23 protein-coding genes are annotated in these 25,454 nt (G+C 36.1%); 9 read left to right on the top strand and 14 right to left on the bottom strand.

From position 1 onward, the window contains the following. Positions 1–19: 19 nt before the first annotated feature. The 5 genes from EKM01_RS01045 to serS all read right to left on the bottom strand — a co-directional run bounded on the left by EKM01_RS01045 (position 20) and on the right by serS (position 4,525). Positions 20–310 carry a hypothetical protein gene (locus EKM01_RS01045; RefSeq protein WP_126766315.1) on the bottom strand — a complete coding sequence of 97 codons (291 nt, stop codon included), beginning with the start codon at positions 308–310 and terminating at the stop codon, positions 20–22. 138 nt (positions 311–448) lie between these two features. After that, a complete protein-coding gene (locus EKM01_RS01040; RefSeq protein WP_126451918.1) occupies positions 449–760 on the bottom strand; it encodes a DUF4286 family protein in 312 nt (103 codons plus the stop codon). 50 nt (positions 761–810) lie between these two features. After that, a complete protein-coding gene (locus EKM01_RS01035; RefSeq protein ID WP_126766312.1) occupies positions 811–2,589 on the bottom strand; it encodes a tetratricopeptide repeat protein in 1,779 nt (592 codons plus the stop codon). A 53-nt stretch (positions 2,590–2,642) separates the two neighbouring features. Continuing rightward, positions 2,643–3,224, bottom strand: coding sequence for a TIGR00730 family Rossman fold protein (locus EKM01_RS01030; protein WP_126766308.1), 582 nt, complete (start codon positions 3,222–3,224; stop codon positions 2,643–2,645). A gap of 29 nt (positions 3,225–3,253) precedes the next feature. Then, complete coding sequence (gene serS / locus EKM01_RS01025) at positions 3,254–4,525, bottom strand: serine--tRNA ligase (protein WP_126739682.1); 1,272 nt, start codon at positions 4,523–4,525, stop codon at positions 3,254–3,256. Positions 4,526–4,878: 353 nt separating this feature from the next. Between serS and EKM01_RS01020 the strand changes: the two genes are divergently transcribed. Together EKM01_RS01020 and EKM01_RS01015 are read left to right on the top strand one after the other, a co-directional pair. Continuing rightward, complete coding sequence (locus EKM01_RS01020; protein WP_126457884.1) at positions 4,879–6,699, top strand: DUF1800 family protein; 1,821 nt, start codon at positions 4,879–4,881, stop codon at positions 6,697–6,699. Between the two features lie 12 nt (positions 6,700–6,711). Further along, positions 6,712–8,319: a DUF1501 domain-containing protein gene (locus EKM01_RS01015; RefSeq protein WP_126766303.1), complete on the top strand. Its 1,608-nt coding sequence runs from the start codon at positions 6,712–6,714 to the stop codon at positions 8,317–8,319. A gap of 122 nt (positions 8,320–8,441) precedes the next feature. Here the strand turns inward: EKM01_RS01015 and EKM01_RS01010 are convergent, their stop codons facing one another. The 4 genes from EKM01_RS01010 to EKM01_RS01000 form a co-directional block, all read right to left on the bottom strand. Then, positions 8,442–8,981 carry a DUF4375 domain-containing protein gene (locus EKM01_RS01010; protein ID WP_126552947.1) on the bottom strand — a complete coding sequence of 180 codons (540 nt, stop codon included), beginning with the start codon at positions 8,979–8,981 and terminating at the stop codon, positions 8,442–8,444. Positions 8,982–9,083: 102 nt separating this feature from the next. Continuing rightward, positions 9,084–9,254: a hypothetical protein gene (locus EKM01_RS14615; RefSeq protein WP_199734592.1), complete on the bottom strand. Its 171-nt coding sequence runs from the start codon at positions 9,252–9,254 to the stop codon at positions 9,084–9,086. Positions 9,255–9,706: 452 nt separating this feature from the next. After that, on the bottom strand, positions 9,707–10,246 hold the full coding sequence (locus EKM01_RS01005; protein ID WP_126561328.1) for a 3-hydroxyanthranilate 3,4-dioxygenase: 540 nt from the start codon (positions 10,244–10,246) through the stop codon (positions 9,707–9,709). 89 nt (positions 10,247–10,335) lie between these two features. Then, positions 10,336–11,448 carry an endonuclease/exonuclease/phosphatase family protein gene (locus tag EKM01_RS01000; protein WP_126567873.1) on the bottom strand — a complete coding sequence of 371 codons (1,113 nt, stop codon included), beginning with the start codon at positions 11,446–11,448 and terminating at the stop codon, positions 10,336–10,338. Between the two features lie 162 nt (positions 11,449–11,610). On the opposite strand from EKM01_RS01000, the gene EKM01_RS00995 reads away from it, so the two are divergent. From EKM01_RS00995 to EKM01_RS00980, 4 genes are all read left to right on the top strand, one after another. Beyond that, positions 11,611–12,612: an LD-carboxypeptidase gene (locus tag EKM01_RS00995; protein WP_126457871.1), complete on the top strand. Its 1,002-nt coding sequence runs from the start codon at positions 11,611–11,613 to the stop codon at positions 12,610–12,612. A 164-nt stretch (positions 12,613–12,776) separates the two neighbouring features. Further along, a complete protein-coding gene (locus tag EKM01_RS00990) occupies positions 12,777–13,136 on the top strand; it encodes a YraN family protein (RefSeq protein ID WP_126739686.1) in 360 nt (119 codons plus the stop codon). Between the two features lie 108 nt (positions 13,137–13,244). Continuing rightward, positions 13,245–13,901, top strand: a complete 657-nt coding sequence (locus EKM01_RS00985; protein WP_126451909.1) for an aspartate kinase — start codon at positions 13,245–13,247, stop codon at positions 13,899–13,901. Between the two features lie 69 nt (positions 13,902–13,970). Next, on the top strand, positions 13,971–14,579 hold the full coding sequence (locus tag EKM01_RS00980; RefSeq protein ID WP_126457866.1) for a hypothetical protein: 609 nt from the start codon (positions 13,971–13,973) through the stop codon (positions 14,577–14,579). A gap of 47 nt (positions 14,580–14,626) precedes the next feature. Here EKM01_RS00980 and mfd read toward each other — a convergent pair whose 3' ends face one another. Both mfd and EKM01_RS00970 read right to left on the bottom strand, forming a co-directional pair. Then, the gene (gene mfd / locus EKM01_RS00975) at positions 14,627–17,995 is read right to left on the bottom strand and encodes a transcription-repair coupling factor (RefSeq protein ID WP_126766298.1); all 3,369 of its coding nucleotides are present in this window, start codon (positions 17,993–17,995) and stop codon (positions 14,627–14,629) included. Continuing rightward, positions 17,988–18,593 (bottom strand): hypothetical protein, encoded by a 606-nt coding sequence (locus EKM01_RS00970; protein ID WP_126563506.1) that lies wholly within the window; start codon positions 18,591–18,593, stop codon positions 17,988–17,990. The genes mfd and EKM01_RS00970 overlap by 8 nt, the downstream gene beginning before the upstream one ends. A gap of 312 nt (positions 18,594–18,905) precedes the next feature. Between EKM01_RS00970 and EKM01_RS00965 the strand changes: the two genes are divergently transcribed. Continuing rightward, on the top strand, positions 18,906–19,844 hold the full coding sequence (locus EKM01_RS00965) for an L-threonine 3-dehydrogenase (protein WP_126457859.1): 939 nt from the start codon (positions 18,906–18,908) through the stop codon (positions 19,842–19,844). Between the two features lie 76 nt (positions 19,845–19,920). On the opposite strand, the gene EKM01_RS00960 is transcribed toward EKM01_RS00965, so the two are convergent. The 3 genes from EKM01_RS00960 to EKM01_RS00950 form a co-directional block, all read right to left on the bottom strand. Next, positions 19,921–21,795: a M1 family metallopeptidase gene (locus EKM01_RS00960; RefSeq protein ID WP_126457856.1), complete on the bottom strand. Its 1,875-nt coding sequence runs from the start codon at positions 21,793–21,795 to the stop codon at positions 19,921–19,923. 149 nt (positions 21,796–21,944) lie between these two features. Continuing rightward, positions 21,945–23,576, bottom strand: coding sequence for a S8 family peptidase (locus EKM01_RS00955; protein WP_126766294.1), 1,632 nt, complete (start codon positions 23,574–23,576; stop codon positions 21,945–21,947). A gap of 76 nt (positions 23,577–23,652) precedes the next feature. Next, a complete protein-coding gene (locus tag EKM01_RS00950) occupies positions 23,653–24,513 on the bottom strand; it encodes an MBL fold metallo-hydrolase (protein ID WP_126455803.1) in 861 nt (286 codons plus the stop codon). Between the two features lie 168 nt (positions 24,514–24,681). Between EKM01_RS00950 and EKM01_RS00945 the strand changes: the two genes are divergently transcribed. Together EKM01_RS00945 and EKM01_RS00940 are read left to right on the top strand one after the other, a co-directional pair. Next, positions 24,682–25,011 (top strand): iron-sulfur cluster assembly accessory protein, encoded by a 330-nt coding sequence (locus tag EKM01_RS00945; protein ID WP_126455801.1) that lies wholly within the window; start codon positions 24,682–24,684, stop codon positions 25,009–25,011. Positions 25,012–25,054: 43 nt separating this feature from the next. Then, positions 25,055–25,423: a four helix bundle protein gene (locus EKM01_RS00940; RefSeq protein WP_126561335.1), complete on the top strand. Its 369-nt coding sequence runs from the start codon at positions 25,055–25,057 to the stop codon at positions 25,421–25,423. The last annotated feature ends 31 nt before the right edge of the window (positions 25,424–25,454 follow it).

Here is a 25,454-nt window from a genome sequence, read left to right as displayed (position 1 = left end):
CGCAAAATCAATATTGCAACTACTTCTTATATCCTATTTTTCCTCGTTCTGGAATGATTTCTTTCTTTTCCATAAGTTCATCTACATATTGAAAAACGAGTTCTATGTTTTTTCCCTGATTTTCAATTTTCTTTTTCATTGTTTCAAAATCAATACGTAAATCCGAATTATCGGAGAGCATTTGCCTCGTTTTTGTAAATATCCGCATTATCTGAATATTGGTTTGAATTGCTTTTTCACTATTCAAAACACTCAATAACATTAATACGCCGTGTTCTGTAAAAGCCATCGGAGCATATCGCAAACCCATCTTTTCAGAATTGGAGGTCGCAAATTGCGACCTCCAATTATATTTACTTTTACAATTTGAACTTAATATCGTAATTTCCCACTTCAAGATTTATTATTCCCAAACTGAACACTAAAAAGACGAACACTGAACACTTTTTTAATAATCCGCAATCAATTCTAATTCCGTTCTAAACGCCAGCATTTTGTCTCCAAACAGCTTCGCTCCTTCTTCACGAAAAGCCGGTGCGTCCTCCAGATAATATTTCTCCAAAGTGTCTTTGCTGTCCGTCACATATTGAACGGAATAGGTAACTCCGCCCATTTCTTCTTCAATTAAAACCCGTACCATTCTTGCCGAAGAGAATTTTCCTGTAGCCAGAATTTCTGGAATGTGCTTGTGTTGCATCCAGATCATCCATTGATCGTGAACGCTTTCATGTATGTTTGTGGTGACGTTGTATAATATCATTTTTTTGTTTAATTGGTTAACTGGTTAATCGATTAAACAGTTAAACTTTTTTATAAATTAGTATCTCCCCTCAATTGCCTGAATTTCTTTCTGGCTTCCACAAAATAAATACTATCCTGAAGATTAAAAATAATCTTCTCATACAAAGGTTTCGCTTTATCAGGCAATAGCAGTTCTTTTTTATATATCTCTGCCGAAAAATACAGCGCTTCGTCTATGTAAATCCCATCGCTATACTGATCCATAATCGTTTGGTATTGGCTTAAAGCCAAAGTAAAATCGCCCGTTTCTTCGTAAATATTTCCCAAACGCAACAACGTCACGGCTTCTATTTGCTGACCTTTATGATTTTTTAAAATCGATAGAAACTGCGTTATCGCTTCCTGATTCCTATTTTGATACAACAGATAATCTCCTTTGGCAAATTGTTTCAAAGCCGTTTGTGTCGAATCAACGACCGTATTGTCATTGATTAACAGAAAATATTCCAAAGCATCATTCGCAATCAACTGTGTATTGGCTGATTTCAATTCCTTAAATTGTTTCAACGCCCAAGCAAAATCAGCTTTAAAATAACTCGTTTTTGCGGCTTTCAAACTGGCTTCATGCGCCATTACATCATTCTTCAAGTCCAATTCAATCTGCGAATAATAGATCAACGCCTGATTGAATTTTTCTTCGTACAACAAAATATCTGCCAGTTCCATTTTGGCATCAGCCACCTGATAATCATTCAATTGCAATTCCAGCGCTCTCTTGATTATTGCCTTTCCTTCCTCCGGTTTTTTTAACTTAAATGCCGTGAAATGTGCCTGAATCAGCTGCAAAGATAAGGTAAAAGGACTTATTTCAAATTGTTTCATCAAACCGTCTAATTCTTTGCTGATCGCGGCAAAGTCTTTTTCGGTTGCTTTTTCAATTTTCATCGCAATCAAATACGAATTCGCTTGGATCAGCAATTCTAAATCTAGTGTGTTTTGCAATACAAACCCTAAAATTTCCTTTGCCGCTTCCTCATTCTCTTCTTCAATTGCCAGTTGCCCTAAATTTACAATCGTAGCTAGCGATTCCGGATTGCGTTTATAAATGGCTTTTTGCTGAATAAATGCTTTCCCAAATTCCTTTTCCTGCACATAAAACCAACTCAGATAATGGTTCCAAAAAATGTCTTGATTTTTCTGCGTCCTTACAATTAAAGCTTTACGCAACAATTCATTGAAATTTGCATCGCCTTCATCAGCCATAAAACGAACCAGTTGATTTTGGATTCGAATGGAGTTTTGAGGATTAGCAAACGCTTCATCCAGAAAAGTGGAAATCATCATTTCTATATTAGACAATTGACCGTAAAGCAATCCTATTTGATAATTGAAATTAAAATTAGGCTCTAATTCTACTGCGATTTGGTAGGATTTCAGCGCGTATTCGAGTAGCACTTTTCGCTCAAAAGTGTTTGAAATTCCGTACACTTGATTTGGATTTTTTCTGATGCGGTCTAATGCCTGATCGTAGTACATCTTGGCTTTATCATCATTTTTTTGCAACTGAAAATTATATCCTAATTCTACCAGAAGATTTCCTTGATTGTACTTGTCAAGTCGTTCTTGAATGGCTTTTTCGGCACTTTCAAACTCTTGCAATTGCTGTGAACAATCGATTATTCTTAAAAAATACTGAGAGTTTAATGGAATCTCTTGCAGTAATTCTTCATAACTGATTTTGGCTTTTTCAAAATCGCCCTTATCATAATAATACTGTGCCAATTGTTCGTTTTGGGCGAAAGCAAATAACGATAAAAACAGGTGTATTAAGAGAACGATTTTTTTCATTTTTTATCTGTTTTTCTAATTCAGATTAGGTGTTGGAATACACGTTCGTGTCTTTATTCATTTCCCTTTTTAATCCATTTTCTAACTTCCGGTGCGGTGTAATTTTCCATTTTGTTCAGCAATTCTTCCGCATTATCACTAACCAAAATCATCTTTTGATTGATTTCTTTTAAAAAACCGTTATCAACCATTTTTTGGATAAATTGCAATAATAAATCATAAAATCCATCAACGTTTAAAATCCCAATAGGTTTCTTATGAAGTCCGAGTTGCCCCCACGTGAGCATTTCGAAAAACTCCTCTAAAGTTCCAAATCCACCAGGCAATGCAATTACGCCATCGCTTAATTCATTCATTCTGGTTTTTCTTTCGTGCATACTTTCCACAATGATTAACTCGGTCAAATTATCGTGAGCCACTTCCTTAGACATCAAAAAACGGGGTAAAACACCAAATACTTTTCCGTTTTCACTCAAAACACCGTCAGCAACCGCACCCATTAAACCCACTTTTGCGCCACCGTAAACCAAATCAATGTTCTTCTTAGCCATTACCTGTCCCAGTACTATCGCTTGAACCTCATAATTTTTTTCATTCCCAAAACTGGAGCCACAGAACACCGTAATCTTTTTCATCAACAAAATATTTTTCAGTAGTGTTTTAACTAATTGATACTATCAAATCCGCAATACGCACGCAAAACCTCAGGAATTACGATTCCTTCCGGAGTTTGGTAATTTTCTAAAAGTGCTGCCAAAACTCTTGGCAAAGCCAATGAACTTCCGTTTAAGGTGTGTGCTAATTGATTTTTTCCATCTTTATCTCTAAAACGTAATTTCAACCGATTTGCTTGAAAAGTCTCAAAATTAGAAACCGAACTGATTTCTAACCAACGGTCTTGTGCAGTAGAAAACACTTCGAAATCATAGGTTAACGCTGCTGTGAATCCCATATCGCCGCCACAAAGACGCAATATTCTGTAGGGTAATTTCAATTCCTGCAAAATACTTTTTACATGCTCCACCATTCCGTCCAAGGCTGCATACGATTTATCGGGATGCTCTACACGAACAATCTCGACTTTGTCAAATTGATGTAAACGGTTCAATCCACGTACGTGCGCACCATAAGAACCTGCTTCACGACGAAAACAAGGCGTGTAAGCCGTAGTCAAAACCGGTAATTCACTTTCGTTTAAAATTACATCCCGAAACAAATTCGTTACTGGAACCTCAGCAGTTGGAATTAAGTATAAATCATCGGTTTTATCATGGTACATTTGCCCTTCTTTGTCGGGCAATTGTCCCGTTCCATAAGCAGATGCTTCGTTTACCATGTGTGGCACCTGAACTTCGTTATATCCTGCAGCGGTATTTTTGTCCAGAAAATAATTGATCAAAGCACGTTGTAATTTTGCTCCTTTTCCTTTATAAACCGGAAATCCTGCGCCTGTGATTTTTACTCCCAATTCAAAATCGATAATGTCGTATTTTTTTACCAATTCCCAGTGTGGTTGCGCGCCTTCATGCAAAACTGGGATTTCCCCTTCTTCAAAAACGTTCAGGTTTTCCTCCGGTGTTTTTCCAATAGGAACAATATCAGCAGGAAGATTGGGTAAGGTATATAATTTTTCTAAAAGTTCAGCGGCAAGTGCATCAGCAGTTTCGGCTAATTTCTTGCTTTTCTCTTTATTTAAAACAGTTTTTTCTTTTAAGATTGCGGCTTTAGATTTCTCTCCCGCTTTCATCAATTCGCCAATATCCTTGGATAATTTATTAGATTCGGATAAAATGCTGTCTAGCTCCACTTGCGTAGCGCGACGTTTTTCATCCAGTTGTACCACTTCTTCAACAACACTTGTAGCATCGATATTTCTCTTTGCCAAAGCGGTGATTACTTTTTCCTGATTCTCTCTAATAAATGCGATTTGTAACATAGCTTGATTTTTTTAACGCTAACTTATATATTAATGGAAGCAAATTTAGGGAAATGTTTGGTAGTATGAGATAAAAATTTTATCAAAAATCGAATTAAAAAGGGGAATTGCACCGCCATTTTTTGCGCGCCTATAGATTTAAATAAAATAAATAATCGAGAAAGTTTTTTGTGTAGTTTTAATGACCCGATTATAAATTTTTGCAGCAATTTGAACAATACATTATTTAAGTACAACATTTATAGCACGTTGAACGTATTGTAAAAAAACATAATTTTGAGTAGCTATTTTTACTTATTAGAAAATAATAAAGTAGTAGGGAGTCGATTGTACAAATCAAATTTGAAATCGTTATGAGTAATACTATTAACCGTAGAAATTTATTTAATTTAATACTAAATAAATTAAAAATTAATCAGGATACCAAAGATCCATTATTTGAAAAATATTCCCGAAAAATATTTACAGGCAGAAGATATCAAAGCGTTAAAAGCGCTACAAAATCGGCTTTTACCGATAGAGTAGTTCCTGTTAACAGTGGATTAAATCCCTACAGCGGTAGTTGGGGCAAGCAAGAAGTACTGCATTTGCTAAAACGTACTGGTTATGGTTTTAGAAAAGCCGATGTTGATGTGTTACTCGCTTTAAATATGACAAATGCAGTCAATGCCGTGTTGAACATCAGCACTACTGCGCCTGCGCCTCCCGTAAATTCATACAATAATTATTCTCCAGATGAGAGCAACTTGCCCTACGGAGCTGACTGGACAAATGACCCATTGCCTGCGGGAACCAATACCACTAACTCGAGAAGAATAGATTCATTATCACAGTGGAATTTTGGTTTAGCTTGTAATCAAAATTTGACTATTAAGGAAAAAATGACTTGGTTTTGGTATCATTTTATTCCAGTAGATTTTGACACCGTACGCAGTACACCATTTTCGTATGCGGGCAGTAATTCATGTCGCATATTGTACTCCTACATGAAAATGTTTCGAGATAATCCGCTTGGAAATTACAAAACACTGATCAGAAAAATGGCTACACAGCCCGCTATGATGTACTATTTAAATAATCAAGCCAACACAAAAACATCTCCAGACGAGAATTTTGCACGAGAGCTTATGGAGCTTTTTACTCTAGGAAAAGACCCATTAAGCCAGTATACTGAAGCTGATGTGTTACAAGCAGCAAAAGTTTTAACAGGATGGAGAGTTGTAAATTTAAATACAGCAACACCCAGCACTAATTTTGACACCAATTTTCATGATACGAGCAATAAGCAGTTCTCCTCGTTTTTTAACAATATCGTTATTAGCAATGCTGGTGCTTCAGAGTTAGATGCTTTGATTGATATGATTTTCACTAAATCACAAGTAGTTTCAGAATATATTTGCCGCCGATTATATCGCTATTTTATCTATTACGATATCGATGCCACAATAGAGTCAAACATCATTAAACCATTAGCACAAACATTTGTAGCTAACAATTGGGAAATCGCACCGGTATTAAACCAACTTTTCAAAAGCCAACATTTTTATGATATGGCCAATAGAGGCGTTTACATTAAATCGCCTTTTGATCTGGTCATTGGTAGTTTGCGGACTTTTAACTTGAATTATACGGTTACAGACGCAACTAATTTTGAAGCGCAATACAGAGTTTGGAATTACTTCAACAATACTGTTTTGAGCGGTTTAGAACAAACTATGGGGAAAATTCCAAATGTTTCCGGTTGGGTTGCTTTTTATCAAAATCCGTCTTTTCATGAATATTGGATCAATTCCAGTACCACTCAAAAAAGATTCGATTTCTTAAATAAAATTTTCAACGGTTACAATCTTACTTACAACTTGCTCACAACTCGGATAGAAGTAGATATAATAGGTTTTATTCAACAATTTAGTCCTGCTATTTGTGCTAATCCAGATTTATTAGTTGCTGAATCTATACAGTACTTACTGCCCATTGATATTAGTAGTACACAAAAAGAGCAAATAAAAATTCAATCGCTACTTTCCAATCAAACAAGCAATGATTACTGGACCTCAGCTTGGACACTTTACCTAAATGACACGTCAAATACAACCAATAGAAACATTGTGAAATCTCGACTTAAATCCTTGCTTGTGACTCTTACTCAACTTGCTGAATACCAATTAATGTAATCTTTTGAAGTTATGAAAAGAAGAAGTTTTATAAAAACAAGTGCATTAGCCTCCATCCCTTTAGCTTTGAATGGAATTCCTGTAATGGCGTCAGCTTCAATTGAAAGTAATGCATTAGATGTTTTGGCAAACGCAGCGGTAAATTGCGGAAAAATTTTGGTTATCATTCAAATGAATGGCGGTAACGATGGGTTAAATACCGTTTTCCCTTTAGATAAATGGACAAATTTAAATAACGCACGTTCGAATATATTGATGAACCAAAATTCTGTTCTGCCACTGGCCAATAATACCACTACTGGCATACACCCTGCAATGTCTGAAATGAAAACTTTGCATGATAATGGCAAATTAATGATTATTCAAGGGGTTTCCTATCCCAATCCAAGTTTCAGTCATTTTAGAGCAACTGATATTTGGTTTACAGCTTCTAATAGCAATCAAACCCTTGATGATGGCTGGCTAGGACGATCGCTAGATACCATATATCCTAATTTCCCTATTGGTTATCCTAATAGCGCCATGCCTGATCCATTGGCTATTCAAATAGGTTCTACTTTGCCTTTTTCTTTACAAGGACCTACTATTAATATGGGTTATAATGCTCCGGATCCAAATGCACTTTTGAACGTTATTAATCAAATTACGGATCCCGCACCTAATTCTGATTACGGAACGGAGTTGACGTTTTTACGTTTAATGAAAGACCAAAGCAATGTGTATCGCACTGCAATACAAACTGCTTTTAACACTGCTCAGTCACAAACCGCAACATATCCCAGTGCTAATAAACTAGGTGATCAATTAAAAATTGTTGCTAAATTAATCAACGGCGGATTACAAACTCCTATTTACATTGTCAATCACCCTAATACATCTGATTTACACAGTGGTCAAGTGGATGCTGCTGATAAGACCAAAGGTGCTCATGCTACAAATCTCAGTATTTTATCGCAGGCAATACATGCATTTCAACAAGATTTAGAGCTTATGGGGAAATCAAATTTAGTAACAGGAATGACTTTTAGCGAATTTGGTCGAAGAATTAAAAGCAACGGTAGCCTTGGTACCGATCATGGATCTGGAGCGCCTGTAATTTTCTTTGGAGCCGCCTTGAATACTGGATCTAGTGCTATAACCGCTCAAAATCCAGTTTCAGGAATGATGGGAACCTCACCAAACATACCTTTAAACCCAACCGTTTCAGACCAGATTGCGATGCAATTTGACTTTAGACAAATTTATTCTTCGATTATGCAAGATTGGTTGTGTATGAGTGAAGCACAAACTGCGGAAGTTTTGGGTGGCACTTTTACAAAATTAGCCCTGTTCAAAACTGCAACTTTAGACACCGTTTCTTATGAAAATGAGCACTTTTTTGTTGTTTATCCAAATCCAATTATAAACAATACTATCAATATTAATTTTAAAGACAGTTTAAGTGATTACATAAATGTGCAGTTGTTTACGATTCAAGGAACAAAAGTCTTCCAAAAATCGTTCAAAGTATATGGAAATACCTTAACATTTTCGCCAGATAATACCTTGGCATCTGGAATCTACATCTTAGAAATAGAATACAACAACTATAAATTTCACACCAAAGCGATTGTGTCTTGATAGATTAAGAATGGAATGCTTTAAGTTACTTCATAGAAAAACACAAATGTAAAACACAGAGATTCGCTACGTTATACTTTAACTCTCTCCACGTTTATTTGTACTTTTTCTATGTAAAATAACTACTCCCTTTTAATCTCATGACCCACAAATTCTTCTAAGGTTGCAAACATATCATCTACAGAAAGAACTTCAAAATCTGGGTGTGTTTTTAAGAAAGTAGCATTCAACGTAATCAAGTTTTCTTCAATTTCGAAAAAAGTGTCGTTGTTAAGCAAATCTCGAGTAGGATTTACGCCTTCGAGTTTTCCTTTCAGGAATTTATTCAGCTTGACACTGCTCATTAATTTCACTTTTTTGGATTGTTGTTGAAACAATTCCAAGTGCTTTTCAGTACCAATCAAAGCCAAACCTTCTTCGATCAATTCGTTTAGTTCTTTATCCCAACCCGAATTGTGAACAAATTGAGCAAAATTTCCTTCGGTATATTGTGAGGTATAATAATCTAAATAATAACTCATTATGGCATCTTCGTGAATCAAATCATCGTTCACGCCTTCCTCACGCATTAAGTTGATTACCGATATATTAGAGTGAATTACATCTTGGAGATTTCCACTGTTCATTGCTGTTTCTGAAATAATTATTCTACCGAATTCCATAGGTTTTGTATTTGAATATGTGTTGCAAATTTCGGGCAAAATAGTGAAGAATCGAAATGTTTTTTTAGCCACAGATTAGCACCGATTGATTAGCGCAACCATTTAACTGACATCAGATTCGTCACTACGCTTTTTCTGATTCATTTTGGTAACCAACGCTTTCAAACGCATGGCTTTTTCTTTTTTTTCTTCTTGAAGTTTTGTCTTTTTCCGATTGAGCAATTTGGTATGCAACGCCTTATTTTTGGTGTTTTTTTCGGGTCCTTTTGCCATAATGTAGAAACTTTGTTAATTACGGTTACAAAGATATAAAAGAGACCACTCTTTCTGGATTTGTTATCTATAAAACAGAAAATATCTTTTAAAAAAATAAACTATCTTAACTTTATGAAAATAAAAGAGTCTATACAAATGAGATTAGCGGAATTTTTAACATTATGCAAAAGTCATAATGTTAAAAATATTTATGCTTTTGGCTCTGCTGTGACTGAAAATACCAAATTCCCTAGCCCCGATAGCAGTGGAAATCCCACGCTTTTGGGCGTGGATTGCAACGAATAGCGGGAAATAGCTCCAAAAAATACAAACAATTTCTCCGTAGTACAGACAAGTCGCGAGCTGTTCTTATCCTAAAAAATATTTTGTTTTTTGCTGCCAAAAACATATAATTTTCAGAAATATTGGGACATGAAGGAAGCGAACTGATGCTAAGCAGCGACTTAAAATTATTTTTTGGCTACAAATCTGGTGTCGGTTTCCATTATGGTTCCACATTTTTCACAAGTTCGCATCTTTGTAGAAGTATAGAACTGTTCAAAATGAGGCAGAAAATCTTTCTCGATATTATAAAGTTCAAAATAGACCTCGTGCAGCTTATGATTACAAGTATCACAAAACCAAAGTAATCCGTCCATGAATCCTTTTCCAGCTCTTTTTCTTTCGATGACAAGTCCTATAGAACCCTCGGAACGCACTGGAGAATGGGGGATTTTAGCAGGATGAAGATACATATCACCCGCATGTAATTCCATTTCTTTGCGTTCCCCATCTTCTTGAATAATCACTTTGATGGAGCCTTCAAGCTGGTAAAACAATTCTTCAGTTTCGTTGTAATGATAGTCTTTCCTGGCATTTGGGCCGGCAACAACCATGACGATATAATCACCGGATTCCGTGTATAAATTTTTATTGCCAACGGGTGGTTTCAGCAGATGACGGTTTTCGTCAATCCATTTATTGAGGTTGAAAGGTTTTGCAATTGCCATTTTTTCTGAAGGTCAAAGTTTTTAAGGTACTAAGGTACTAAGATTTTAAATGATAGAACCTACTAATTCTCTCCAAAAGTACAAGCACTTTAGTTCCGTTTTTCCTTAATCAAATAAATATACACGGGAAAATGGTCGCTAAATCCTATTTCGGTGGGGGAATGCCGCAACGGATAGCCTTTGTATTGTCCGCTGGTTTGTATCAAAAAAGATTTGTTGTAAATTCCGGCTTTCCAATACCGAAAGCTAGAATAGTCTGATTGCAGTAAGGTTTCGGAAACCATTATTTGGTCAAAAACATCCCATGCATCACGAAATGCGATAGTTCCAAATCCTTTCTTGGCCATTTCCTCGAAGGGATTATAAATCCCAAACGGTAGCACATCTGCTTTTTTTGCTTTGGCGCCAAGCCCAAATTTGACACTTTTATTATATGGTCCGTCATTTAAATCACCTAAAGTAATCACTTTTGCTTCTGGATTTATGCGTTGCAAAGAATCGATTATTTTTCGGTTTAATGCTCCAGCGGCTTCCCGGAACGGACTTGATTTTTTCTCGCCGCCAGAACGCGACGGCCAGTGATTGACTATGATATTGATTTCCTCTCCGTCCAGAAATCCGGTTACCAATAGCTGATCTCGTGTGTAAACCCGATAATTTTTGGTGCTTATTTGCAATTCGTCATCTGTTTTTTCTTCGGAATTGGCTTTAGAATTTTCGTTTGTGGTGGTTCCTTCTTTATAAATGTACAACGGAATGTTACTATAACTCGTGGGCTGAAATTTCTTTTTTTGATACAACAGCGCCACGTCAATTCCTCTTTTGTCTGGTGAATCAAAATGGATGATTCCGTAGTCTTTATCAATAAGTTTGGGCTGTTTTACTAAATCTTCTAAAACGCCTCTGTTTTCTATTTCACAACCGCCAATAAATGTGGGCGAATCCGTGTTTTCAGCTGAACCAATTTCAGCTAACACTCGGGCTAAGTTTCCTAATTTTTTTTGGTACTTCCCATAATTCCACCGTTGCAACCCTTTTGGAGTCCACTCTTCGTCAAAAGTATCCGGATCGTTTATGGTGTCAAAAAGATTTTCAAAATTATAAAACGCAACGGTATGAATAACATATTTTTTTGGTTGCGCAGTATTTTTTGCAATTGGAAAGAATAAAAAAAGAATAGGAATCCAGTACGTAATTCTCATAAATATCATTTATTTACCGCTGTTGCTGAGATCCCTTTTAGAATCTGGTTATTGTAAAAATAGTCATTTGAGTGTGAACTTAGAATTATTTTCTAAATGTCTATCTTTGTTTTTGTCATTTAACGCCTTTATCATTAGAATTTCTCAGAAAAGCAATACCGCATGAATCAAAATCAATTTACTTTTACATCCCGTTATTCTATTTTATATCAATTGCTATTGCTTATTTTTGTGTTACAATCTTTCAACAGTCAAGCCCAATACAATATGATTACACCCCCTAGTTTACAAAAAGGAGATACCGTAGCTATTTTGGCAACAGCCCGAAAAAACACAGATGATAACTTGAAACCAGCTATTGATTTGCTGCACAGTTGGGGCCTGGAAGTGGTCATAGGCAGCACAATAGGTTTAGACAACAACCAATTAGCCGGGACTGACGAACAGCGAGCAACTGATTTTCAGCAGCAACTGGACAATCCAAACATCAAAGCCATTTGGTGCGTAAAAGGCGGATACGGAACCGTGCGTATGATTGATTTGTTAGATTTTACTGCGTTCAGAAAAAATCCGAAATGGATTATTGGCTTTAGTGATGTGACTGTTTTACACAATCACTTGAACACTATGGGTTTCAAATCCATTCACGGAATCATGCCGATAACCGCTCCAAGAGCCACTCCTGAAGCTATAAAAACTATGCGGACTGCTTTATTTGGTGAAAAACTATCCTACAATATAACGCCTTTTGTAATGAATAGACCCGGGAAAGCTACCGGAGAATTAGTGGGTGGGAATTTATCCATTCTATACAGTTTGTTGGGTTCACCCTCCGCGATTGATTGTTCCGATAAAATCTTGTTTCTAGAAGATTTAGACGAATATTTGTATCACATTGACCGCATGATGATGAATTTAAAACGAAATGGTTGCCTGGAAAGCGTCAAGGGAATTGTGGTAGGTTCGATGACAAAGATGAAGGATAATGATATTCCGTGGGGGAAAAATGCCATCGAAATTATCGAGGATGTAACCAAAAAATACTCTATTCCTATTTTGTATAATTTCCCGGCGGGACACATACAAGATAACAGAGCCTTAATTTTAGGCAATACTGTAACGATCAATGTCAGCGAGAAAAGCAGCACACTAGTTTTTGAATAAAGAAATCCTCCCTCCGGCTCCCTCCGAAGGAGGGAGAGACTAAACGGAAATAGACTCAGGATAATTGTTTGTAATATTACATATCATTTTGGGTTTTTGGTTATAAATTACCATTCTGAATTGTAGGAATTAATTTCACAGGTTTATTAACTGAAAACTTTTTTATGGCTGCACATAATGAACTTGGAAAACTAGGAGAAGAAATGGCAGTCGAATTTCTACGGAAAGACGGCTACACGATTTTGCAAACCAATTGGACCTTCCAAAAAGCCGAAATAGATATTCTCGCCCAAAAAGGAAACACACTTGCTGTTGTTGAAGTCAAAACGCGTTCCTCATTAGAATTTGGCTTACCACAAGATTTTGTAAAACCAAAAAAAATCCAGCTCCTTGTCAAAGCAGTAGACGCATTTGTAAACGAAAGAAATTTAGATATAGAAGTCCGTTTTGACATTATTGCAATACATAAAGAAGGGAAATCTTATGTCATTGAGCATCTTATCGATGCGTTTTATCATTTTTAATTCGTTTTTTTAATGTTATATTTGTAACAAATTGTTTTTTTATTTACATTTGCGTTATATGTACACACTGACTACGCGTATATTTACAACCACTAAAAAAATTAAATTATGAAAACTGTTTCTTCCATTGTAGAGAACTACATCAAAACAAAGCCATTTTTGTTGAATGCGTTATCATTAGGGATCATTAATCTGACCTCATTATCCCGGAATATAATGACTGAATTAGAAAGTGAATTTGGCAAGGAAGTAAAACAAGGCGCAGTGGTTATGGCTTTAAAAAGACTCACTGAAGAACTGGATTTCAGACTGAATCACAAGATCAATAAAGTAATTAAAAATATTGGGGAAATTACCGTTCGTTCTGCTTTGACGGATTATACATTTGCTGCTTCTGACACTGTTTTAAATAAACAAGCAGATTTAATTACCGATATTAATACGCTGCCGGATATTTTTTACACTTCGTCCAGAGGTGTGAATGAAACAAATATTGTGGTCAGCAACAGCATCAACAATTTGGTTGACAAGCATTTTGCTTCTGAGAAATTAATTCAAAAACTGGATAATCTGGCTTCGATTACCGTGAAATTACCGAAAGAAAACATCGTTGTTCCTGGGATTTACTATTTTATTTTCCAGCGTTTGGCTTGGGAAGGAATCATCATAAACGAAGTAATTTCGACTTCTAATGAATTCACTATTTTAGTAAGTGAAGAACAAGTAGATGTGGCTTTCAAAGTAATTAAGGATTTGAAGAATTAACAAAGCTTCCAGCCTTTTGAAGGCTGGAAGCTTTAAGAGGGAAGAAGTTTTAAAACTAAAAAATACATTATGAATCCAATTCCTCTTGAAAACGGTAAATATTATCATATTTATAATAGAGGCAATAATGGAATTGATTTATTTCATGAAATTGAAAACTACAAACATTTTTTGAGGTTATACGAGAAATACATTGACCCGATAGCAGAAACTTACGCTTGGTGTTTGATGAAAAATCATTTTCACATTCTAGTTTACATCAAAGAAACCGAAGAAATTGATGTTACCAAATTAGAATATTCTTCAACTGATAAACCAAAAATGGTTAGCGCTTCAAAACAGTTTTCTAATTTATTCAACGCTTATACTTTAGCGATGAATAAACGATATAAAAGGACCGGTAGTTTATTTGAGAAAAACTTTAGGCGAAAAGTGGTTGATTCGGAAACTTACTTTCAAAAACTTGTTTTTTATATCCACAATAATCCGGTTCATCATAAGTTTGCAGAACACATCATAGAATACCCTTGGACTTCTTATGGAACAGTTATCTCAAACAAGAAGACAAAATTACAAAGAGAAAAGGTAATAGAATATTTTCATGATTTAGGAAATTTTAAATACTATCATTCTAGTAATCCAAATTTGGATGAAATCGAAGGATTGCTTATGGAGTAAGTTTAAAAGCTTCCAGCCTTTTGAAGGCTGGAAGCTTTAGAAATGTCTTATTCCCCGCCCAATAGCTCCATCAATTCCAAAGCTCTCCTGGTGTTCTTTACATTGTCAAAAGTCAACAGTAATCGCAAACCAGCCGGCGTTTGTTTTTCTTTCATTTTACAAATAGAACTGTTTTTTTGCACAAACAGTAGGACTTGATTAAAACGTTTCGATTGGTAATAATCGGATTGTTGATCCGAAATGAAATACCCAATCATCTTGCCTTGTTTCATTACTAATTTTTCAATTCCAATGCGGGTAGCGATCCATTTGATACGAATACTGTTCATTAATGCTTTGGCACGTGGCGGCATTGGGCCAAAACGATCAATCAATTTATTTTGGAAAATGATGAGTTCTTCTTCGTTTTTTACAGCGCCTAATTCATTGTACAAACTCAATCGTTCCGATACATTATTGATGTATTCATCCGAAAATAATAACTCAAAATCAGTGTCGATTTGAAGGTCCTTGACATATTCTTTGGTTTCCAAATTATTTTCCTCCGGATACAAATCCTTGAATTCATTTTCTTTCAATTCATCAAGGGCTTCATTCATAATTTTTTGGTACGTATCAAAACCAATTTCGTTGATAAAACCGCTTTGTTCACCGCCCAATAAATCTCCGGCACCACGAATCTCAAGATCTTTCATCGCAATATTAAATCCACTTCCCAATTCACTAAATTGTTCCAAAGCCTGAATTCGTTTTCTAGCATCGTCTGTCATTGCGGAATACGGCGGGCAAATAAAATAGCAAAACGCTTTCTTGTTGCTACGTCCTACACGACCGCGCATTTGATGTAAATCAGACAATCCAAAATTATTCGCATTATTGATGAAAATCGTGTTCGCATTAGGAACATCCAAACCGCTTTCGATGATGGTCGTTGCCACCAAAACATCAAATTCTCCGTTCATAAAAGCCAACATTAATTCCTCCAGTTTTCGTCCTTCCATTTGGCCGTGACCAATTCCAACTTTGGCATTGGGTACCAAACGCTGGATCATTCCGGCCACTTCTTTGATGTTTTCTATTCTGTTATTGATGAAAAACACCTGTCCGTTACGCTGAATTTCATACGAAATCGCATCCCGAATCAACTCTTCGCTAAAACCGACTACATTGGTTTCAATAGGATACCGGTTGGGCGGTGGTGTTGTAATTACGGATAAATCACGCGCTGCCATCAACGAAAATTGTAATGTTCGTGGTATTGGAGTTGCGGTCAATGTCAGCGTATCCACATTGGCAGCTATGGTTTTCAGTTTGTCTTTTACATTAACTCCGAATTTTTGTTCCTCATCCACAATCAACAATCCAAGGTCTTTAAAAACTACATTTTTGTTGACCAGTTGGTGTGTTCCTATCACAATATCGAGTTTCCCTTCGGCTAGTAATTTTAAGGTTTCTGCTTTTTGTTTGGCAGTTCTAAAACGGTTTAAATAGCCAACGGAAACTGGCATATCTTTCAATCGTTCCGTAAAAGTACGGTAATGCTGGTATGCCAAAATAGTTGTAGGCACTAATATCGCCACTTGTTTGCTATTATCCACAGCTTTGAAAGCCGCTCGAATAGCGACTTCTGTTTTACCAAAACCTACATCACCACAAACCAAGCGATCCATTGGACGGTCACTTTCCATATCCGCTTTTACTTCTGCCGTTGATTTAGTTTGGTCCGGCGTATCTTCATAAATAAACGAACTTTCCAGTTCATTTTGTAAATAACTGTCGGGCGCAAACTGAAATCCTTTTTCGAGCCTTCTTTTGGCATACAACTGAATCAAATTGAAGGCAATATGTTTGACACGCGCCTTGGTTTTTTGTTTTAAAATCTTCCAGGCGTTCGAACCCAATTTGTAAATTTTGGGTGGCGTTCCGTCTTTTCCGTTGTATTTTGAAATTTTGTGCAGCGAATGAATACTCACATACACAATATCATTATCGGCATACACGAGCTTGATGGCTTCTTGCGTTTTGCCTTCGACTTGTATTTTTTGCAAACCTCCAAAACGTCCAATTCCGTGATCGATATGCGTCACATAATCCCCAACAGAAAGTGTTGTCAATTCCTTTAACGTAATATTCTGTTTTTTAGAATAGCCATTTTTGATGTTGAATTTATGATACCGTTCAAAAATCTGATGGTCCGTGTAACAGGTAATTTGGTTTTCCTCATCAACAAATCCTTGATACAAAGGAAAAACAACCGTGTGATACTGCTTGCGGATATTCTCGGAATTGGCTTCATCCAAAGTTTTGAAAATATCATGAAATCGTTTGGCTTGGGCGTCATTGGAACAAAACAAATGATTTTTATAGCCATTAAAATGATTTTCATTCAGATTATTCAACAACAAATCAAATTGTTTGTTGAACGACGGCTGTGGTTGAATGTGAAATTCGAATTTTTTGGTGGTTCTAAAAATAGGTTTTGAACTCAATTCTACAATCGAGAAATCCAAGGCTCGTTTTATAAATTCGGCTTGATTCAAGAACAATTGCTCCGGAGATGACCGCTTTATTTCTTGCGATAATTTTGCGAAAGCTTCTTCGGCTTTGCCAAATTGTTTGTCTAATTGTGTTAAAAAATCTTCAGTATTCTGGATAAAAATCACCGTTTTCTCTGAAATATAATCCAAGAAACTTTCTCTGTTTTCCTGAAAAACTTTGTTTTCCACATTAGGGATTATCGTAATTTTCTTCTGTTGTACCATTGACAATTGGGTCGCAACATCAAAGGTACGAATGCTCTCCACTTCATCTCCAAAAAACTCAATTCGGTACGGATTATCATTCGAAAACGAAAAGACGTCGACAATGCCGCCACGAACCGAAAATTCTCCGGGTTCAGTAATAAAATCGACTCTTTTGAACTCGTATTCGAACAATACTTCATTGATAAAATCGATAGAAATTTTGTCACCAACAGCAACCTTCAACGTGTTTTTATCTAATTCTTTCCGGGTGACCACTTTCTCGAATAAGGCTTCGGGATAGGTGACAATAACGGCTGGTTTCTTGCGGGAATTGATCCGGTTGAGGACTTCGGCGCGAAGCAAAACATTCGCATTATCCGTATCTTCAATCTCGTATGGACGACGGAATGAACCGGGATAAAAGAGTACATCTTGTTCGCCAATCATTTGTTCCAGATCGTTCAAGTAATACGCTGCTTCTTCTTTATTGTTTAGAACAATTAGAAGAGGAAGTTCGGCTTTCTTAAAAACGGATCGAATTACAAATGAAAGTGCGGAGCCCAAAAGTCCCGACAGCTGTATTTTGATTTGCTTGTTTTCTAATAAACGAGCAACGATTTGCTGGGTTTTTGGCGAATTATCGTAGGTATTGTATAAGGCTGTTTTACTCAACGCGTGGAATATTTGGGTCGATTATAGGTGTATTGGGAATGGCTCTTGTGGTATCCATCATTTTCATTAACTCAGATTCCCCTTCCTCGATGGGAATCTTACTTTTCTCTATGATTTTGTCCATCTGTCTTTGAAGCGAAACCAATTCTAAATTGATTTCTGACACTAGCTGCGTTACTTTTTTATCTGGAATAGCATCTAAATTAATAAATAAATCCAACAATCGTACCTTAGTAATTAAGGTCGAAATTCTGCTTTTTATTTGAGGTTTACTGTATTCATAAGGGATATTTTCGTTTAAATCCATTACTTTTTTAGAAAGTGCTTTTGATTTTTGTTGGAACGCTTTAATTGATTTTCTGGGTTTCAGCGCTAATTCAGCCAAAAAAATACGCCAGGCATTCCAAGTAGCCAAACTTTTTTCAGAAGCCTCCGTAACTGGAGTATCATAAAAAACCCAACCCTTTTCTATGTTTTTAAAAATAATTTCTCTTCGCTGCATCTCTTTTTTATTTTCGGAAAGGCGTTTTTGATTATTATCCTGACAGGAAAACAAGAGCAAAGCAAGAGCAAAGAAGATTGCTGTTTTATATTTCATGTGTGGCAATTTGTTGTTTTTTACTGGCTGAATGCAATCGCTATACGCTCTTACTTTTGCAAACGAAAACCCATTATACTCGTTTAAAAATCGCCATTAATTTAGGTGCAAAGTTACAAAGTAAATTTACAATTACGAATTACGGCATCGGAATAACTATCTAATATCCCTAAAGCAGTTTTTATATTTAAAACCTATAAAATTAAGAAACATAGCTTGTTTTTAATTACAACTTTAAGAATTTAACAGTATTTTTTATCAAAATTATGTTATTTACGAAAACGTTATCTTTGTTTTTTAAAACAGACAAAAATGAGTACTAAAATATTAATTATTGGCGCTTGCGGCCAGATAGGAACGGAACTTACCCAAAAATTACGAAAAATATACGGAACAGAAAATGTAATTGCTTCGGATATTCGAAAGTTAAATATTGACGTTGTCAATTCCGGTCCATTTGAAGTGGTAAATGCCTTGGATTTCAATCAAATTGAACATCTGGTGGAATTGCATCAGATTGACGAGGTCTATTTGATGGCAGCACTTTTATCAGCTACAGCAGAAAAAAACCCAGCTTTTGCTTGGGATTTGAATATGAATTCGTTATTTCACGTTTTGAATTTGGCGAAAGCCGGAAAAATAAAAAAAATATTCTGGCCTTCGAGTATTGCTGTTTTTGGTCCAACAACACCCAGAGAAAATACGCCGCAATACACAATCATGGAACCTTCAACGGTGTACGGAATCAGTAAACAAGCTGGCGAAAGATGGTGCGAATACTACCATAATATTTTTGGTGTAGATGTAAGAAGCATTCGTTATCCTGGTTTAATTAGCTGGTCATCGCCTCCTGGTGGCGGTACAACGGATTATGCGGTAGATATTTTTCACAAGGCGATTTCGGATAAAACATACGAATGTTTTTTATCTTCCGAAACAAAAATGCCCATGATGTACATGGACGATGCCATTGCTGCGACCATCCAAATTATGCAAGCTCCGGTAGAACAAATAAAAATTCATTCTTCATATAATTTGGCGGCAATGAGCTTTACACCAACGCAGATTGCTGCCGAAATCCAGAAACACATTCCTGAATTTACCATCACTTATGAGCCAGACTTCCGTCAAAAAATAGCCGACAGCTGGCCGGCGAGTATTGATGACGCTGAGGCTAGAAAGGACTGGGGATGGAAACATGAGTTTAATTTAGAAACGATGACTGCCGATATGTTGGAGCATTTGAAGTAAATCATTTAACAATATAAACCAAAAAAAAAAGTCTAGTTGTGAAAATTAGACTTTTTTTATAACGTTTCAATAGTAGTTACTTTATCTCGTACGTATTGTTTTCCTTTTTCAAATCAGCCATTAATCCGCTTGGGTCAATGGTAATTTTTTTGATGGAAGTTTTCGATTTAGAAATATCAAATTCAAAGGTTGGGTACGCCCACGCCCAATCATTCAAAACCGTTCTTTTTATGGCGGGATTTGGATTTTCTTTTTCGAAACTCATCATGCGCAACGGAATGTAGAAACTTTCCGTTGTTCCATCTGTGTACTCCACTAATAAATCAATTGGCATTGGCATTCTACCAATTCTTTCTAAAGTAACGGTTGTTTTGTCCCCATTTTCTTTTATATCCTTAATACCATAATCAATAGTATTGGTGGTTTCTGTCCAATCCACTAAGTACCAATCGAGATTTGCTCCAGAAATTCGTTCTGCAGATCTTTTAATGTCATTTGGCGTAGGGTGCTTGAATTTAAAATCGCTGTAATATTTCTTCAATGTTTTCATGACATTATCTTTTCCAATCAAATACATCAATTGAGTCAAGAAAATTTCCCCTTTACTATACGATGTGATGCTGTAGACTCTGTTTTCATCAAAACGATCTGCATGCGTTCCTTGTGGTAATTCTTTTCCCGAATTTGCCATAGAAAAATAACCGGTATAGGCTCCTGTATAAGGGTTTTCTACTTTTTTATTTGCAATTTCATTCAGTCCAAAATCTTCCAGAAATGAGGTAAAACCTTCGTCCATCCATCCGTGTTTTGATTCATTGGAAGCCAAAACATGTTGGAACCAAGAGTGCGCCATTTCGTGTGCAGTTACTCCAAGCAATCCTTCAAAACTACCTTGTCCTAAAATCAGTGTACACATGGCATATTCCATACCACCATCGCCACCCTGAATCACCGAGTATTGTTTATAAGGATAATCTCCAACCGTTTTGTTGTAAATTTCCATTAACTGGACCGTTTTTGGTTGCAGGTTTTTCCAGTTTTGAATGTATTTTGGGTTGTTTTTATACAAAAAATGCAAATCAACACCGTTAGGCCCTTTTACTACATCGTGAATGTAATCTGGATCAGCAGCCCATGTAAAATCATGAACCATTGGTGCATTAAAATGCCAAGTCAACATTTTTGTTTTCTTTGGAACAGACACAACAACACCTTGGTCTTGATAGCCGTGACCAATTTCATTTTTGTTTTGTAAATAACCGGTACCGCCTAAAACGTAATCCTTGTCAATAGTAATATTCACGTCAAAATTTCCCCAAACACCATGAAATTCTCTGGCAATGTAAGGATCTGCGTGCCAACCTTCAAAATCAAATTCAGCCATTTTTGGATACCATTGCGACATGGATAATGCTACACCTTCAGCATTATTTCTTCCGGAACGACGAATCTGAATGGGAACCTGACCCTCAAAATCTAATGTAAATGTAGTTTTAGTATTCGGTAATATTGGCTTGGCCAAAGTCACTTCAAGAATAGTTCCAACCTCTTTTGCAGTAGCAACTGCTCCATCTTGTTTAAAATTTGAAATTCGCAAAAAACCAATTTCATTTGGTTTCAGGTTTTTAATGCGGCTTTCCTTCACTTCTTTACCGTCTACTTTTATTTTGGTGACCATTCTGCCGTCAGGATCTTTGATACTTTGGATTCTGGCATCCATTTCGCTTCCGGGCTGAAAGGCATTATTAAATAGGTGATAATATACTTTTCTCAAAGTATCCGAAGAATTATTGGTGTATACCAATTCCTGCTTCCCGGTGTACTGGTATGTTTTTACATCCAAGGTAACATCCATTTTGTAATCGACATGTTGTTGCCAATACGAGGAGTTTTGGGCAAAAACAGTTCCGAGACCAAAAACAACAAAAGAAAATAAAAGTAATTTTTTCATATGTAGATAATATTTGTTTTTTATAGGAATATGGTATCGCCAGATCTTCATTGGTGTTTGCGACAGCTTCTGTCATGGCGATTTCATAGGTAGGTTTAAATAAAAATGGAAGGACAAACTGCCCTTCCAAGTACTAAATTCTTAAAATATTATTTTTTAGACATTTTTTCTGCCATGAGTAAAGCATTGTATGCATTTACTATTTTACCAGATTTAGAAAGTGCCGAAAAGGGACGCGTGTCATTTGATTTTCCTCCCACAATAACAGCTGTTGTAATTGCAATTCCGGAATCCATCAAGATGTGTTTTACTTGTTGTGCGGATAATTTTGGGTAATACGAACGAATCAAAGCCGCTACTCCTGCTACATTTGGCGCAGCCATTGAAGTTCCTTGCAAGTATTTATAGGTGTCGTTTGGAGTTGTAGCATAGATTTTTACTCCGGGAGCAAAAACGTCTACATTAATTTTTCCAATGTTAGAAAAACGAGCCACAACCTTATTTCCGTATTCAAAATTTAAAGCCCCAATTGTGATAAAATTATCTGCAAACTCTGTTATTTTATCCTCAGAGTCATTTGGAAAATTGTCTGCATAATCGATGTCTTTTGCGTCATTTCCGGCTGCATGTACAATCAAGACGTCTTTTTTCTCTGCATATTTTATAGCATCGTACACCCATTGCTTGTGAGGAGAAAAGCCTTTTCCAAAACTTCCGTTGATTACTTTGGCTCCATTATCTACTGCGTAACGAATTCCAAGTGCAATATCTTTATCATACTCATCTCCATCCGGCACAGCGCGAACGGTCAGAATTTGAACATTATTAGCCACACCATCACCCCCCAAAGTATTATTTCTGGTTTGAGCAACAATTCCGGCAACGTGAGTCCCATGAAGAATTTCATTCTTGTCTGGTCCCATCACATTATTGTTTCCGTATTTAGTATCCGTAATATCATTTGGATTATCTCCTACCACTTTACGGTAGTCTGTTTTTAGATTGTCTCCGTTTATAAGGGCAACCTGATCGTCTAATTGTTTTTGAATAGCCACTTTTAGTTCCGCAATTGGCAATCCATAAGAAAGCATTTGTTGCATAGCGGCTTTGCTCTTTTGTGTTTCCGGTTCTTGCGAAACAATCGCATTTACCTCTTCAATGGTATAAACTGACTTACCAAAATGTTTTACTAAAGTAGCATCGCTGGTCATAAGAGCCGCTAACATTTGCTCGGAACGTGTTTTTCCTGCGTCTGCTTCGGCAACTTTTTTGTCATTCAACGCTTTTGCAGCTTGATAGGTAACGTCATCTACCAGGGTTTTATCTTTGATAATCCTTTCGTATTCCAGATTCTCTTTGGTACTATCTCCAAGAAAATTCCAACCGTGAATATCATCAATATATCCATTTTTGTCATCGTCAATTCCGTTTCCGGGAATTTCTTTGGTATTAGTCCAAAGTGCCGATTTTAAATCCTCATGTTCAATATCCACACCCGAATCTACAATCCCAACAATAACAGGCACGCCTTTTTTACCCTTCAATAATTCAGCATACGCTTTATCTACGCTCATTCCGGGAATCGTGTCAGTAACAATATCTAAATGGCTCCAACGTTTCAAGTCATTTTCAGTTATTGGTGCTTTTTTTGTAATATTCAAAGGAGCGCTTATGGCAACCAGTCCAGAAATTGAAGTATTTGAAACTTGTCTTGAAGCGCCACAACCTGCTAATGCTAATAAAGCAAAAGCAGAAATGCAAATGGGTTTAATGGTATTCATCGAAAATGTTTTTTGTTAATTTTGAAATATTTGTCTAAAATAATTTTTTTTGTTACAACTGAAACTATACTTAACACTACGTTAAGACTTCATCACATGAAAACCGTTCTTTCAAACGCACCCCTTTTTCCGTTTTTTCAACCGTTATGATTTCGTTATGCGCATCATGTTCTAAAAATAAATAGTAATTATTTTCTGCTGCAGCATTTAGAAATTTCGCTTTTTCAGGCATCGTTAACAAAGGTCTGGTGTCATAACCCATGACATACGCAATGGGAACGTGTCCGGCTGTTGCCAATAAATCAGCGCAAAAAACGATTGTTTTGTCCTTGTATTGTATGTGCGGAATCATTTGCTTTTCCGTATGTCCATCAGCAAAGAAGATGCCAAAACCCAATTCCGATTTTGCCAGAAAATCGCCTTCCGGTCTTTGGATGAAATGCAACTGACCGCTTTCCTGTATCGGCAAAATGTTTTCAGACAAGAACGATGCTTTCTCTCTGGGATTTGGTTTGGTTGCCCATTCCCAGTGATTTTCGTTACTCCAGAATTTAGCGTTTTTAAAAGCCGGTTCATACCCCGTTTTGCCCTTATTCCATTGTACACTGCCCCCACAATGGTCAAAATGCAAATGCGTCATAAAAACATCCGTGACATCATCCCGATGAAAACCGTGTTTGGCTAATGAGTTGTCCATCGAATGGGTACCCCAAAGCGAGTAATACCCAAAAAATTTATCGGATTGTTTGTTTCCCATTCCGGTATCAATCAAAATCAATCGATTGCCCTCTTCAATTAGTAAACAACGAGCAGCAATGTCAATCAGGTTATTCTCATCTGCGGGATTGGTTTTGTTCCAAATGGTTTTTGGCACTACGCCAAACATTGCACCTCCATCTAATTTAAAGTTTCCAGTTTCTATGGGGTATAATTTCATGTTTTTTGTGTTTTTTGAGAAGTTTCAAAGTTAAGGAATTCAAATGCTTTTAGTTGCTTCAAATAGCTTTTTTCTATTTTTGTATTGGTTATAAAAATGTTATCAACTATGTAAAAAGCTTTTTATATACTATCTTTGTCTTTAATTTAGACAAAATCAATATAAGCTATGATAAAAGTTTCTGACACAGCAAGAAAAAAAATCATCGATTTAATGCAAGATGATGGTTTTGACGCCTCCATAGACTACGTGAGAGTAGGTGTGAAAAGCGGCGGATGTTCTGGATTGTCTTATGATTTAAAATTTGATAAAACAAAAAGCGACGACGATAAGATTTTTATTGACAACGATATCACTATTGCTGTCGAAAAAAAATCCTTTCTGTACCTAGCCGGAACAGTATTAGAATTTTCAGGAGGAATAAATGGTAAAGGATTTGTTTTTAATAATCCTAATGCCAATAGAACATGTGGTTGCGGTGAGAGTTTCTCTCTTTAATTTAAAGATTGAAAAATTTAAAAATTAAAAGATTAATGATAGTATGACAAAATCATTTGAAGAATTTGATGTCCATAAAAAAGGTATTGTCTTAACTAAATTAGTTTTTGAATTATTAAATAATAAATCCTTGGAAAAAGAATTTGGTTTTAAGGACCAAATAAAAAGAGCAGTAGTTTCAATTACAAATAATATTGCCGAAGGTTCAGAATACAACAGTAATAGACAATTTACAAGATATTTAAAAATCTCCAAAGGCAGTTGTGCTGAGGTTAGAAATATGTTGGTATTATCCAGAGAGTTAGGTTTTTGCAATCACGAAGAAATTCAAAAAAGTTATAATTTAACTATTGAGATTTCTCAAAACCTTTCTAATTTTATTAAATATTTAGACACAAATAATAAAGTTTAATATTCAATAATTGAATCTTTAAATCTTTAAA

Source organism: Flavobacterium sp. RSP46 (assembly GCF_003984825.1).
In the GTDB taxonomy this organism is placed as follows: Bacteria; Bacteroidota; Bacteroidia; order Flavobacteriales; family Flavobacteriaceae; genus Flavobacterium.
Note: the sequence above shows the minus strand (reverse complement) of the source record. Positions and strands in the feature narration are given on the sequence as shown.